This is a genomic window from Rugamonas brunnea, from assembly GCF_014042345.1.
In the GTDB taxonomy this organism is placed as follows: domain Bacteria; phylum Pseudomonadota; class Gammaproteobacteria; order Burkholderiales; family Burkholderiaceae_D; genus Rugamonas; species Rugamonas brunnea.
Genome location: NZ_JACEZT010000005.1, coordinates 42,650 through 56,151, shown reverse-complemented (window position 1 = coordinate 56,151; position 13,502 = coordinate 42,650). Strand labels below are relative to the sequence as shown.

12 protein-coding genes and 1 riboswitch are annotated in these 13,502 nt (G+C 66.8%); of the genes, 4 read left to right on the top strand and 8 right to left on the bottom strand.

Annotated features, from left to right (window positions below):
• Window positions 1–9: 9 nt before the first annotated feature.
• From H3H37_RS09345 to H3H37_RS09335, 3 genes are read right to left on the bottom strand one after another with little or no spacing between them, the layout of a single operon-like run.
• A complete protein-coding gene (locus H3H37_RS09345; RefSeq protein ID WP_182161752.1) occupies window positions 10–1,323 on the bottom strand; it encodes a multifunctional CCA addition/repair protein in 1,314 nt (437 codons plus the stop codon).
• A gap of 3 nt (window positions 1,324–1,326) precedes the next feature.
• Window positions 1,327–2,043, bottom strand: coding sequence for a glutathione S-transferase family protein (locus tag H3H37_RS09340; RefSeq protein WP_182161750.1), 717 nt, complete (start codon window positions 2,041–2,043; stop codon window positions 1,327–1,329).
• Between the two features lie 28 nt (window positions 2,044–2,071).
• Window positions 2,072–4,018: a lytic transglycosylase domain-containing protein gene (locus H3H37_RS09335; protein WP_182161748.1), complete on the bottom strand. Its 1,947-nt coding sequence runs from the start codon at window positions 4,016–4,018 to the stop codon at window positions 2,072–2,074.
• A gap of 100 nt (window positions 4,019–4,118) precedes the next feature.
• Here H3H37_RS09335 and H3H37_RS09330 point away from each other — a divergent pair, with 100 nt between their 5' ends.
• Window positions 4,119–4,706 (top strand): 5-formyltetrahydrofolate cyclo-ligase, encoded by a 588-nt coding sequence (locus H3H37_RS09330; RefSeq protein WP_229218748.1) that lies wholly within the window; start codon window positions 4,119–4,121, stop codon window positions 4,704–4,706.
• 75 nt (window positions 4,707–4,781) lie between these two features.
• Here the strand turns inward: H3H37_RS09330 and metF are convergent, their stop codons facing one another.
• The 4 genes from metF to metK form a co-directional block, all read right to left on the bottom strand.
• Window positions 4,782–5,609 carry a methylenetetrahydrofolate reductase [NAD(P)H] gene (gene metF / locus H3H37_RS09325; protein WP_182161744.1) on the bottom strand — a complete coding sequence of 276 codons (828 nt, stop codon included), beginning with the start codon at window positions 5,607–5,609 and terminating at the stop codon, window positions 4,782–4,784.
• Window positions 5,596–5,952, bottom strand: a complete 357-nt coding sequence (locus H3H37_RS09320; protein ID WP_182161742.1) for a phage holin family protein — start codon at window positions 5,950–5,952, stop codon at window positions 5,596–5,598. The genes metF and H3H37_RS09320 overlap by 14 nt, the downstream gene beginning before the upstream one ends.
• Before the next feature lie 74 nt (window positions 5,953–6,026).
• Window positions 6,027–7,454, bottom strand: coding sequence for an adenosylhomocysteinase (gene ahcY / locus H3H37_RS09315; RefSeq protein WP_182161740.1), 1,428 nt, complete (start codon window positions 7,452–7,454; stop codon window positions 6,027–6,029).
• Between the two features lie 25 nt (window positions 7,455–7,479).
• Window positions 7,480–7,550: riboswitch (S-adenosyl-L-homocysteine riboswitch) on the bottom strand.
• An 88-nt stretch (window positions 7,551–7,638) separates the two neighbouring features.
• Complete coding sequence (metK, locus tag H3H37_RS09310) at window positions 7,639–8,805, bottom strand: methionine adenosyltransferase (protein WP_182161738.1); 1,167 nt, start codon at window positions 8,803–8,805, stop codon at window positions 7,639–7,641.
• Window positions 8,806–8,999: 194 nt separating this feature from the next.
• Here metK and H3H37_RS09305 point away from each other — a divergent pair, with 194 nt between their 5' ends.
• Genes H3H37_RS09305 through dapF form a run of 3 tightly spaced genes read left to right on the top strand, consistent with a single transcriptional unit; the run spans window position 9,000 to window position 11,637 of the window.
• Entirely contained in the window at window positions 9,000–9,857 is an 858-nt protein-coding gene (locus tag H3H37_RS09305) for a lysophospholipid acyltransferase family protein (RefSeq protein ID WP_182161736.1), read from the top strand.
• Entirely contained in the window at window positions 9,854–10,735 is an 882-nt protein-coding gene (locus H3H37_RS09300; protein WP_182161734.1) for an LpxL/LpxP family acyltransferase, read from the top strand. The genes H3H37_RS09305 and H3H37_RS09300 overlap by 4 nt, the downstream gene beginning before the upstream one ends.
• A 38-nt stretch (window positions 10,736–10,773) precedes the next feature.
• Entirely contained in the window at window positions 10,774–11,637 is an 864-nt protein-coding gene (dapF, locus tag H3H37_RS09295) for a diaminopimelate epimerase (protein ID WP_182161733.1), read from the top strand.
• Window positions 11,638–11,758: 121 nt separating this feature from the next.
• Here dapF and H3H37_RS09290 read toward each other — a convergent pair whose 3' ends face one another.
• The gene (locus H3H37_RS09290; RefSeq protein WP_182161731.1) at window positions 11,759–13,273 is read right to left on the bottom strand and encodes a tetratricopeptide repeat protein; all 1,515 of its coding nucleotides are present in this window, start codon (window positions 13,271–13,273) and stop codon (window positions 11,759–11,761) included.
• Window positions 13,274–13,502 lie beyond the last annotated feature (229 nt).

The following is a 13,502-nucleotide window of genomic DNA, read 5'->3' as shown; positions in this document are numbered from 1 at the left end:
TAGCGCAGCTCAGCCGCCCCCGGACGACGCGCCGGCGTCACCGGCGCCGCTATCGGCGTCCGGCTTGATTTCATCATCATCGTCGTCCGGCGCGGCCACGCCCAGCGCCGCCTTGACGGCCGCCACCCTGGCCTTGCGCACCATCTCGGGGATGCGTTGCGGCTGTTCGCTCCAGCGCTGCGCCACCTCGCCCGCGTTGACCGCGCGCGCCGCCTCCAGCGCGCAGCGCAAGTGGGCCAGCTGGGGAAACGGCTGGTCGCGGAAGCTGGCCGTCGCGCCGATGCGGCCGCGCGCGTCGCACTGGGCCGCTTCCAGCATCTGCAGGAAGCGGGCCGGCTTGCGGAAGCCGTCGCAGCGCTCCAGCAAGTTGACGATGGTGGTCGGACGCAGGATCAGGGCGCGGCACACATTGCCATGCTCGCGCGCCGTCATCACGGCCAGGTCGCGGCATTCGGTCGGCACCCGCAGGCGCTGGCACAACTGCTCCACCAGCTTGATACCCAGGCCCTCGTGGCCATGGTGGGCCGGCCAGTGCTCGGGCGGCGTGGCGCCCTTGCCCACGTCGTGCATCAGACAGGCGAAGCGCGCAGGCAGCTCCAGCCCCGCGTCGGCCGCGCAATCGATGACCTGCTCGATGTGCAGGCCGGTGTCGATCTCGGGGTGGTGTTGCACCGGCTGCGGCACGCCCCACAATTTGTCCAGTTCCGGCAGCACGCGCGCCAGCGCGCCGCAGTCGCGCAGCACTTGCAGCATGCGCGACGGGCGCTGCTCCATCAGGCCGCGCGACAGTTCCTGCCAGACCCGCTCGGCCACCAGCGCGTCCACCTCGCCCTGCTCCACCATGCGCCGCATCAGCGCATTGGTTTCCGGCGCCACCGTGAATTCTGGGAAGCGCGCCGCGAAGCGGGCCACGCGCAGGATGCGCACCGGGTCTTCCTCGAACGCGTCCGACACGTGGCGGAACACGCGCAGTTGCAGGTCGCGCTGGCCGCCGAACGGGTCGGTCAGCGTGCCATCGTCGGCGCGCGCGATGGCGTTGATGGTCAGGTCGCGCCGCACCAGGTCCTGTTCCAGCGTGACGTCGGGCGCCGTGTGGAACACGAAACCGCGGTAGCCGGGCGCCGTCTTGCGCTCGGTGCGGGCCAGCGCATATTCCTCGTGGGTGTCCGGATGGAGGAACACGGGGAAGTCCTTGCCCACCGGGCGGTAGCCCAGCTTGAGCATGGCTTCGGGCGTGGCGCCCACCACCACGTGGTCGTGGTCCTTGACGGGCAAGCCCAGCAGGGCGTCGCGCACGGCGCCGCCCACCACATAGGTGCGCATGCGTCAGTCCGGCATTTCAGCGTCGTGGCGGGGCGCCATTTCCGTCTCGGCCAGCGCTTCCGTGATCCAGCGCGCCACGGCGGGGTGGGCGCACACGCGGTCGCAATAGGCGTTCAGGGCCGGCGCCAGCGTCACGCCGTAGGTGCGGAAGCGCATCACGACGGGCGCAAAGAAGGCGTCGGCGATGGTGAATTCGCCGAACAGGAACTGATGGTGGCCAAAGCGCGACAGGCATTCTTCCCAGATCTCGCTGATGCGGCCGATATCGGCCTGGCTACCGTTGGTGCGGCCCTTGCCCGGATAGCTGGCGCGGATGTTCATCGACATGGCCGTGCGCAGGTCGGCGAAACCGGAGTGCATTTCCGCGCACACGGAACGGGCCATGGCGCGCGCGGCAACGTCCTGCGGCCACATGTGCAGCTCCGGGAATTGCTCGGCCAGGTATTCGCAGATGGCCAGGCTGTCCCAGATCGTCATCTCGCCCGCCAGCAGCACGGGCACGCGGCCGGCGGCCGAGTAGGCGGCGATGCGGTTGGCCGTGTCGGGCTGGTCGAGCAATACCTTCACTTCCTGGAACGGGATGCCGAACGCCGTCATGGCCACCCATGGCCGCATCGACCAGGACGAGTAGTTCTTGTTGCCGATGATGAGCGTGAGGCCGGGCGCGCGCGCATTGGCCAGGGCTTGCGACAGGGTGGGATCGAGTTCAGTGGTTTGCATGGAGTGGTCCGGATAGGTGCGGTGGATGCTAACGGGAGCCGAAGCTGGTTTCTTGTTGTTCCTGCGCCGTATAGCCCTTGGGCGCGACGGTGCCGAGGCGGGCCTTGAGCGACTGCGGCCGGCCCTCGAACAGGGCCGCGTAGTAGGTCGCGTTGGACATCACGTTCTTCACGTAGGTGCGCGTTTCAGGGAAGGGAATCGATTCGATGAAGACGGCGCTCTCCATCGGCTTGTCGAGCGCGGCGCGCCAGCTGCGCAGACGCCCCGGGCCGGCGTTGTAGGCGGCCGTGGCCAGCGTCTGCGAGCCGTCCATGCTGCCCAACACCATGTTCATGTAATTGGTGCCGAGCAGGATGTTGGTGCGCACGTCGCTCAGCATGTTCTGGACAAAGTCCGTCAGGCCGATCTTCTTGGCCACCCAGCGACCGGTGGACGGCATCACCTGCATCAGGCCCGAGGCGCCCACGGCCGACTGCGAATCCATGATGAAGCGCGATTCCTGGCGGATCAGGCCATACACCCAGGCCTTGTCCAGGCCCAGGGTCTGGGTGGCCGGGTGCATGATGTCGTCATGCGGCGCGGGGAAGCGCTGCGTGTAGTCGACCTGGATGCGGGTCTTCTCGGACGTGCTCACCATGCGGTCGAGGATGTTGTTCTGGCGCGCGAATTCGGCGGCCGCCAGGTGCTGGCGTTCGCTCAGGCCGCGCAGCGCCCAGTTCCATTCGCGCGTGCCTTCGAAGCGCAGCCGCATCGAGAAGAACTTGAGCGCACGCTGGAAATTCGGGTCGGACGCGAACGGCGTGATCTCGGCCTGGGTGATCGGCGGCCCGGCCGGCGGGATCGTGATCAACTGGCCCAGCTCCTCCAGCGCCAGCTGGCCGTAGAAGTTGGACTGGTCGGAAATGCTGCGCAACAGTTGCGCCGCTTCGCCCGTGGGCTGGCTGGCGCCCGATTCGGCCATCAGCGCGCGGGCCTGCCAGTAGATCCAGGCCGGATCGTTGCGCAGCGCCTGCGGCATGGCGCGGATGCCGGTACGCACCTGCTTCCAGTCGCCGGCGCGCAGCGCATAGCGCACCTTCCATTGCTGCGCCTCCTGCGACAGCGGCGCGCCGGCCGCCTTGCGCCAGTAGTCGGCCGTCTCCGGCGCCAGCGTGTAGGACGAGGCCAGCGCGATGTTGGCCCAGCCGATGGCCTGTTCCTGCGCTGTCAGCTTGGGCGTGGCTTTATGCAGCGCCAGCGCGGCCAGCTTGACGCTGGTGCGCGCCATGCGGCCCACGGCCACCAGGTAGATTTCGTGATCGATGCGGCCGCTGCCTACGCCCTTGGCCAGCGCGAGGGCCGGCAGGTCGATGGCCTGGCCGATGCGTTTTTCCGGCCCGCCCAGCAGCACCATGGTGCGCTTGCCCGGCCCGGTGGCGTCGAACTGGCCGGCCAGGCGCACCTGGGTCCACAAGTCCTCGTTGTCGAACTGGCCGTTCTGGGCCAGCGTGGCGATCAGGCCAGAGCACGCTTCGCCATACACGGGCGGATTGACCAGCAACACGCGCGCCTGCTCGGCCACGCGCTGGCCCTTGAGCGCGCGCGACATCAGGTTATAGCACTTGACCTGGGTATCGTCGTTCAGCACGAACAGCGGCAACTGCTCGTCGAACGTGGCCCAGTCGCGCTTGCGGCCCAGTTCCAGCAGCCAGTCGTTGCGCATGCGGTCGGCGATGGCGCTGCCTTCATAACGGCGCAGGAAGTCGCGCACTTCGCTGTTGGCGGCGTCGCGCAGGTGCGACTTGAGGCGGTAGTAATCGACGTAGGAAGGAATCTGGTAGTCGGCCAGCCGGTCGGCATAGAATGCAACCTTGGCCGGATCGTCCTGGCGCACGGCGTCGCGCAGCAGCAGGAAGGCGTCGTCGTCCTTGCGGCTGCTGTCGATTCCACTATCATCGGCGCGGCTCCAGGGTGAGGCCAGGCAGGCTACGGCCATCAAGGCGCCGGCTATCCATTTTGAAGCGGAATTCAATGTGCAACTCTCAATCAAGTCTTAAAACAGTCATATGACCAGCGATCCTAGAATACCACGCGCCATGGCGCAGCCGCCAGCGGCAACGCCCCTGTCCAAGGCCGATTTGCGCAAGCAATTGCTCAGTGCGCGGCGCGCGGTGGACGCGGCCACGCGCACCGCATGGGATGCGGCCATCGGGGGCCATGTGCTGGCATGGTCGGAAGCGGCCGCCGTCAGCGCGCTGGGCGTCTACTGGCCGCTGCGCGACGAGCCGGATCTGCAGGCCGCCTACGCGGAACTGGCGCGGCGCGGCGTGCGCCTGCTGCTGCCGGTGGTGGTGGAAAAACATGCGCCGCTGGCGTTCGCGGACTGGCAGATCGGCGAGCCGATGGTGAAGGATGGGATGGGGGTGGCGGTGCCGGCCGAGCTGCGGCTGGCGGCCCGGCCGCCGGCGCTGCTGGTGCCGTGCCTGGGCTACAACCGCCACGGCTACCGGCTGGGCTACGGCGGCGGCTTCTACGACCGCACGCTGGAGGCACAGCCGCGGCCGCGCACGGTGGGCATTGCTTACGCCTGCCAGCAGGCCGCGTTCGGCGACGACCCGCACGATGTCGCGCTCGACTGCATCGTCACGGAACAGGGCGCCAGCACGCCAGACCCGCGCGCCTGAACGTCGAACCGCGACGCGGGGTCATGACGCGGGGTCAGGTCATGTAGTCACGCTACTGGACCTGACCCCGGTTTTTCAGACCAGCCGTTGCCACAGCGCCGTGGTTGGCGCCGCCTGGTTCATGCTGTAGAAATGCAGGCCGGGTGCACCGCCGGCCAGCAGGCGCTGGCCCAGCGCCGTCACCACGTCCAGGCCGAAGGCCTTGATGGACGCCGTGTCGTCGCCGAAGCTGGCCAGCTTGAGTCGCACCCAGCGCGGGATCTCCGCGCCGCACATGTCGGAAAAGCGCATCAGCTGCGTGTAGTTGGTAATCGGCATGATGCCGGGCACCACGGGCACGGTGATGCCCAGCTTGCCGCACTCGTCCATGAACTGGAAGTAGGCGTCGGCGTTGTAGAAGTACTGGGTGATGGCGGCGTTGGCGCCGGCCTTCACCTTGCGCTCGAACGCCAACAGGTCGTCCTGCGGCGAGCGGGCTTGCGGGTGCGTCTCCGGATAGGCCGCCACTTCGATGTGGAACCAGTCACCCGTTTCGGCGCGGATGAATTCCACCAGCTCGTTGGCGTAGCGGAATTCGCCGGCCGCGCCGTAGCCGCTGGGCAGGTCGCCACGCAGGGCGACGATGCGGCGGATGTTGTGCGACTTGAACTCGGCCAGGATGGCGCGGATCGATTCGCGCGTGCCGCCCACGCACGACAGGTGGGGCGCGGCCTGTTCGCCGGCGGCCATGATTTCGAGCACGGTGTCGAGCGTGCCGCGCTGGGTGGTGCCGCCCGCGCCAAAGGTCACGGAGAAATATTTGGGATGCAGTTCGGACAGCTTGGCGCGCGTGGCGCGCAGCTTCTCCGCCCCTTCCGCCGTCTTGGGCGGAAAGAATTCGATACTGAAATTAGGGTTGTCCATCGGCGTTCTTCAAAAGTAAGGTAGACAAAGCCCAGGAAATCACGCTGTACAGCAGTGCGCCGCCCATGGCCGACCAGAAACTGTCGACATGGAAGCCCGTCACCCACTGCGCCACCAGCCAGAACATGAAGCCGTTGATGAAGAAGATGAACAGGCCCAGCGACAGCACGGTCACGGGCAGGGTCAGCAACAGCAGCACGGGCCGGATCAGCGTATTTACCAGACCCAACAAGAGGGCTGCGACGAGGGCTGCGCCTATGCTTGTGACATCGACGGAATGCATCAGGTAGGGCACTGCCAGCAGGGCAGCGGCATTGATTAACCAGGTAAGGACCAAACGCATGGTAAGAGGCTCGCGGCAGGAATGAAGGGAGAAACGGCCCGCCGGCAAGCGCCGGCGGACCGCCTCATCGCCGATTAGTAGCGGTAGTGCTCAGGCTTGTACGGACCCTGCTTCTGCACGCCGATGTAGGCGGCTTGCTCGTCGGTCAGTTCGGTCAGCTGGGCGTTGAGCTTCTTGAGCTGCAGGCGCGCCACTTTCTCGTCCAGGTGCTTGGGCAGCACGTACACGCCGACCGGGTAGTTGGCCGTGTTGGCGAACAGCTCGATCTGGGCGATGGTCTGGTTGGCGAACGAGGAGCTCATCACGTACGACGGGTGGCCCGTGCCGCAGCCGAGGTTGACCAGGCGGCCTTCGGCCAGCAGGATGATGCGCTTGCCGTCCGGGAAGATCACGTGGTCGACCTGGGGCTTGATGTTTTCCCAGGTGTACTTCTTCAGCGAGGCGACGTCGATCTCGTTGTCGAAGTGGCCGATGTTGCAGACGATGGCCTGGTCCTTCATGGCCAGCATGTGCTGTTCGGTCAGGATATGGTAGTTGCCGGTGCAGGTCACGAAGATGTCGCCGTGCTCGGCCGCGTAATCCATGGTCACCACGCGGTAGCCTTCCATGGCCGCCTGCAGCGCGCAGATCGGGTCGATCTCGGTCACCCACACCTGGGCCGACAGGGCGCGCATGGCCTGGGCCGAGCCCTTGCCCACGTCGCCATAGCCGGCGATGACGGCGATCTTGCCGGCCACCATCACGTCGGTGGCGCGCTTGATGCCGTCCACCAGCGATTCACGGCAGCCGTACAGGTTGTCGAACTTGGACTTGGTGACGGAATCGTTGACGTTGATGGCGGGGAAGGCCAGCTTGCCTTCCTTGTGCATCTGGTACAGGCGGTGCACGCCGGTGGTGGTTTCCTCGGTCACGCCCAGGATGTGCGGCAGGCGCTTGGAGTACCAGTTGGCGTCCTTGGCCAGATGGGTCTTGATGGCGTTGAACAGGCAGATTTCCTCTTCCGAACCGGGGTTGGCCAGCACGGAAATGTCTTTTTCAGCACGGGCGCCCAGGTGCAGCAGCAGCGTGGCGTCGCCGCCGTCGTCCAGGATCATGTTGGAGTAGACGGGGTTGCCGGCCGCGTCGGCAGGCCATTCGAAGATGCGGTGGGTGTAATCCCAGTACTGGTCCAGCGTTTCGCCCTTGATGGCGAACACGGGGATGCCGTTGGCGGCGATGGCGGCGGCGGCGTGGTCCTGGGTCGAGTAGATGTTGCACGAAGCCCAGCGCACTTGCGCGCCCAGCGCTTCCAGGGTCTGGATCAGCACAGCGGTCTGGATCGTCATGTGCAGCGAACCGGTGATGCGGGCGCCCTTCAGGGGCTGGCTGGCCGCGAATTCTTCACGGATGGCCATCAGGCCAGGCATTTCCGTTTCAGCGATCTTGATTTCTTTGTTGCCCCAGGCGGCCAGGGAGATGTCGGCGACCAGGTAGTCTTGTGCGGATTTGAGTACGGCGTTCATCACGCCCTCCTTTCGATAGAAAAAAGTAACGTGAGCGCGGTTGCAGATTCCGAGCCTGGCGAATCGGGGTGATTCGTCGCAACGCTCCTCGGAAGGGGTATTTTACAAGAAAACGGGGAGGCGGCCACGTCTTTTGGCGCCTTGGGCACCAAAAAAACCGGCCCGCCTCCCCGGCGGTGTTACCTTATTTGAGGCCGGCCGCTTCGCGCAGGATGGCGGCCTTGTCGGTGCGCTCCCACGTGAATTCCGGCTCTTCGCGGCCGAAGTGGCCGTAGGCGGCCGTCTTCTGGTAGATCGGGCGCAGCAGGTCCAGCATCTGCACGATGCCTTTCGGACGCAGGTCGAAGTGCTCCATCACCAGCTTGGCGATCTTCTCGTCCGGGATCACGCCCGTGCCTTCCGTGTAGACGGTGATGTTGATCGGCTTGGCCACGCCGATCGCGTAGCTGACCTGCACCTGGCACTGGCGCGCCAGGCCGGCCGCCACCACGTTCTTGGCCACGTAGCGGGCCGCGTAGGCGGCCGAACGGTCCACCTTGGACGGGTCCTTGCCCGAGAACGCGCCGCCGCCGTGCGGGCTGGCGCCGCCGTAGGTGTCAACGATGATCTTGCGGCCCGTCAGGCCGCAGTCGCCCTGCGGGCCGCCGATGACGAAGCGGCCGGTCGGGTTGACCAGGTAGCGCGTGTCGTTCAGCCATTCGCGCGGCAGCACGGGCTTGATGATGTCCTCGATCACGGCTTCTTCGATGTGCTTGTGGCTGATCTCGGGCGAGTGCTGGGTCGACAGCACCACCGTGTCCACGGCCACCGGGCGGCCGTTGACGTAGCGCAGCGTCACTTGCGACTTGGCGTCCGGGCGCAGCCATGGCAGGCGGCCGTCCTTGCGCAGTTGCGACTGGCGCTCGACCAGGCGGTGCGCGTAGTGGATGGCGGCGGGCATCAGCTCGGCCGTCTCATCGCAGGCGTAGCCGAACATCAGGCCCTGGTCGCCGGCGCCTTGGTCCAGATCAAGACCGGCGCCCTCGTCCACGCCCTGGGCGATGTCGGGCGACTGCTTGTCGTAGCCGACCAGCACGGCGCAGCCGCGGTAGTCGATGCCGTAATCGGTGTTGTCGTAACCGATACGTTTGATGGTTTCACGCGCAACTTGAATATAATCCACGTTCGCGTGCGTCGTGATCTCGCCGGCCAGCACCACCAGGCCGGTGTTGCACAGCGTTTCGGCGGCCACGCGGGCTTTGGGGTCCTGGGCCAGGATGGCGTCCAGGATGGCGTCCGAAATCTGGTCGGCCACCTTGTCCGGGTGGCCTTCCGACACGGATTCAGAGGTAAAGAGGTAATCGTTAGACATCGCAAGCTCCTGATATTGGTGAAAAATGTTGTCGCTTACCAATACGGCTTGCGACGCTTTAGCGAGATTTATATTCCGCCTCGCAAGTTGTCTGTTAACTCAGCGGTTACTGCATACGTGGTATTTTACGCTTCTTAAAAAAAATTTGGCTAGGCAACCCCTCGATTTTTGCCTCATATCAATATAACGATTCCATGCTAGTCCTCCTGTTCCGCTTTCTCTCCATCTTCCCGTTGCCGGTTTTACATGCCCTGGGCGCTGCGCTGGGCTGGGTCGTTTATCTGTCCTCGCCGTCCTACCGCCGGCGCATGCGCGACAACCTGGCCCAGGCCGGCTACAGCGCCTACCTGCCGGCCGCCATCGCCGAAGCGGGCAAGAGCATCGTGGAACTGCCGTTCATCTGGTGCGGCGCGCCCGAACGCGTGTCGCGCCACGCCAGCGACGAGAACTGGCAACTGGTGCAGACCGAACTGGACGCCGGGCGCGGCATCGTGTTCCTCACGCCCCACCTGGGCTGCTTCGAGATCGTGGCGCAGGAAATCGCGCTGCGCACCGAACTGACCGTGATGTACCGGCCGCCCAAGAAGGCGGCCCTGAAGCCGCTGGTGGAAGGGGCGCGCGCGCGCGACAACCTGCTGCTGGCCCCGGCCAACATGTCGGGCGTGCGCATCCTGGCCAAGACGCTCAAGAAAGGCCGCCCGATCGGCCTGCTGCCGGACCAGGTGCCGCAGGAGGGCGAAGGCGTGTGGGCCGAGTTCTTCGGCCGCCCCGCCTACACCATGACCTTGCCGGCCAAGCTGGCCCAGATGGGCGACGCCACCGTGATCGTCACCTACGCCGAGCGCCTGCCGCACGGCAAGGGCTACCTGATCCGCTTCGTCCCGTTCACGGACAGCCTGGACGGCACGCCGGCCCAGCAGGCGCGCACCATCAACGCCGCCATGGAGCAGTTGATCGCACGCGCCCCGGCCCAGTATTTCTGGAGCTACAACCGCTACAAGGTGCCGGCCGGCGCCACCGCACCGGATGCCGTGCAGGAGGGTGCGCAATGAAAGCCATGCTCGGTTTGATGTGGTTGCTGCACTGGCTGCCCCTGCCCCTGCTGGGCCGCTTCGGCAAGCTGGTGGGCAGCATCCTGTTCGTGCTGCTGCGCTCGCGCCGCCATATCGCGCTCACCAATCTGCGCCTGTGCATGCCGGAATTGACGGAAGCCGAGCGCGTGGCGCTGGCGCGCCAGCACTTCCAGGCCTATTCGCGCAGCGTGTGGGAACGCGGCATCCTGTGGTGGTCGTCGGAAGCGCGGCTGCGGCGCCTGATCAAGCTGGAACCGGGCCCGGTGCCCGTGGCCGAGATGACGGAACGCCCCACCATCCTGCTGTGTCCCCATTTCGTATGCCTGGACGTAGCCGGTGTCGCCATCGCCATGGAAGCGAGCGCATCGTCGATGTACGTGCAGCAAAAGAATGCCGCGTTCGACAAGGTGCTGCGCCAGGGCCGCTCGCGGTTCAAGCCGGTGCGGCTGTTCACGCGCCAGGACGGCATCAAGCCCATCCTGCGCGCGCTGAAGGAAAAGCTGCCGTATTTCATGCTGCCGGACATGGATTTCGGCGAAAAGGACGCGGAATTCGTGCCCTTCTTCGGCATCCAGGCCGCCACGCTGACGGCCACGGCCCGCATCGCCGCCACTACCGGCGCCCAGGTCATGCCCGTGATCGCCACCTTCCTGCCCAATTACCAGGGCTGGCGTGTCAAGTTCTATCCGGTGTGGGACAATTACCCCGGCACCGACATGGTGGCCGCCACCCGCCGGATGAATGCCTTTATCGAGGACGAAGTGCGCCTGGCCCCGGCCGAGTATTTCTGGACCCACAAGCGGTTCAAGACCCGGCCCCAGGGCGAGCCGTCGCTGTACCAGCGCCCCGCCCCCTGACCCGACCGATAAAAGTAAATAAGCGAAAATAAGCGACGATGAAACTGAAATTCACCAAAATGCATGGCGCCGGCAACGACTTCGTCGTGATCGACGCGATCCACCAGCAGATCGATTTCACGCCCGAGCAGTGGCGCAAGCTGGGCGACCGCCGCTTCGGCGTGGGCGCCGACCAGATCCTGCTGGTGGAGCGCCCCACCCAGCCCGGCTGCGACTTCCGCTACCGCATCTTCAACGCCGACGGCGGCGAAGTCGAGCAATGCGGCAACGGCTCGCGCGCATTCGTGAAATTCGTGGCGGAAAAAGGCTTGAGCCAGGCCCGCAGCATCACGGTGGAAACCAAGGCCGGCGTGATCGCCCCCCGGCTGGAAGACGATGGCAGCATCACGGTCGACATGGGCGCGCCCGTGCTGGAACCGGCCCGCGTGCCGTTCGACGCGGACGACTTGCAGGGCCAGCCCGAGGGCCGCGACACGCTGTGGCCGCTGGTGCTGGAACTGGGCGGCGCGCGCGAGCAGGTGCTGGTGTCGGCCGTGTCGATGGGCAACCCGCACGCGGTGCAAGTGGTGGACGACGTCGACCAGGCGCCGGTGGAGCTGACCGGGCCGCTGATCGAGCACCATACGCGCTTCCCGAACCGGGTCAACGCCGGTTTCATGCAGATCGTCAACCGCCACCACATCAAGCTGCGCGTGTATGAACGCGGCGCCGGCGAGACGCTGGCCTGCGGCACCGGCTCGTGCGCGGCCGTGGTGGCCGGCATCCGGCGCGGCCTGCTGGACTCGCCCGTGCGCGTGGACGCGCGCGGCGGCCAGCTCTCCATCGCCTGGGAAGGCGAAGGCCAGTCGGTCTACCTCACGGGCCCGGCCGTGACCGTGTTCGAGGGCGAGATCGAGATCTGAGCCGCTTCCGCACCGGATCGGCACGCTGCCTGCATCCGGTCGTATCCATCACGCGGGCCGGCTGCGGCCGGCCCCGCCACCACGCCCGCCATCAGACCTTCAACACCCGGGCCGCGGACACTCAGGCCGCCAGCAGCCTGGGCATACCCGCCCCCAGCCAAGTCTTGAGCCGGTATAAACGCTGGCGGTAATTGCCTTCCAGCCCGTCCGGGCCACTGTCCACATGCTCGAACTGGCGCACGATGCGGTCCAATGCCTGCCGTTGCTGGGCCGTACGCAGCAAGATCAGGCGCCGCTTGCTGCGACCGTAGCTGGCGCGGATATCGACCACCAGGCAATGGCCATGGTCAGCCGCCTTCACGTCCAGCAACAGGGTTTCGGCCCGGGTCAGGCCGAACAAACGGGCCAGCTCGATGCGGGCTGCCAGCAGCGGCTGGCTGTCGGCCAGCGCCCGCGTCAGCAGCGGCAGCACGGCCTCGGTCCAGCTGGGCGCGGCGGCCGGCGCGGCGATCTTGGCCAGCACGGCCTCGGCCTCGGCGCAGCCCTGGGCGGCCGCCTTTTGCAGCCAGTACGCGGCCCGCACGTCGCTCATCTCGCCATTGCGGCGGGTGCGCCATGCGTACAGGCCGCATTCGAGCTGGGCCACCCGGTGCCCCATCTCGGCCGCCCGTTCCAGGTAAGCCTGGGCCTCGGCCACCGAGCGTTGCGAAAATTCCGGTTTCAAATAGATGCGCGACAGCGCGAACCACGCTTCGGCCATGCCCTGCTCGCCGGCCAGGGTGAGCCAGCGGATGGCGCGCTTGAAGTTGACGGCGGCGATCCCGGCCGCCAGCCGTTCGCCGGCGCAATTCATGCGGGCGAACCACAGGCCCAGCGCCAGTTGGGCCTGGCGGTCGCCCCCGTGGGCGGCCAGCTCGCGGCATTGCTGCAATTCCGGGTCGTGCTCGGCCAGCCCGTCGAGCGCCTCGGCGCAGCGGGCCAGCAGCAGCACCTGCTGGGGTTCGACGGGCCAGCCCGCCACGCGCGCGGCCTCGGCGTCGGCCGGCGCGCCCTGCAGCACGATGCGCGCCAGCGGCAAGGCCGCCCGCAGGTAGGCGCGGTAATCCTGCCCCTGCCAGGCCTGCTCCAGCAAGGCGTACTGGTCGGCGCACGGGCCGGGACGGGCCGCATCGGCGCCCACCGCGCAGGCCGCGACGGCGCAGGCCGGCGGCGCCGGTTCGCCACGCTGGCTGGCCAGCAGGCGCCGGGCTTCGGCCGAGCCGTCGCGGGCCGCGTCCTCCAGCGCCAGCATGGCCTTGGCGCGCAGGCCGTCATCGGCCCCGTCGGCCCCGCCCAGCACCAGCTGGGCCAGCACGAGGCCGGCGGGCGCCACGCCGGCATCGTAGGCGCGGTCGTACCAGGGCAACACGGCCGGCTGGCAATGTTGTGCGTATTCAAAGGGAATGTGGTGGCCGATCAGCATCCACGCCTCGTCCTGCTGCTGCTGGGCCGCCCGGCTCAGCCAGTGCAAGGCCGTCGGCATGCTGCGTGGCAGACTCGCGCCGCCAAACAGGTACAGCTTGCCCAGCGCCAGTTGGCTGACCGCGTCTCCCGCGCGCGCCCCCCGGATGATTCCTAGTTCTTCTCGATTTGCCATCGTCTCACTATGCATGTGATTCATGAAAGCGGGCGGTGCGTCCCTGCTGTCTGCGCAGCTTGGGACGGCCGATGTTGTGCCAATATCTTGCCATGAAAGAAGAAGATAAGGCCAGATAAACACTGACCGCAGTGTAGCTTGGCGCGCGGCCGGCAGCGTGGCGTGCGCGCGACGGCGTGACGATGGGCTTGATTTCACGCAAATACCGGCACGGGGCGGCGTGTAGTCT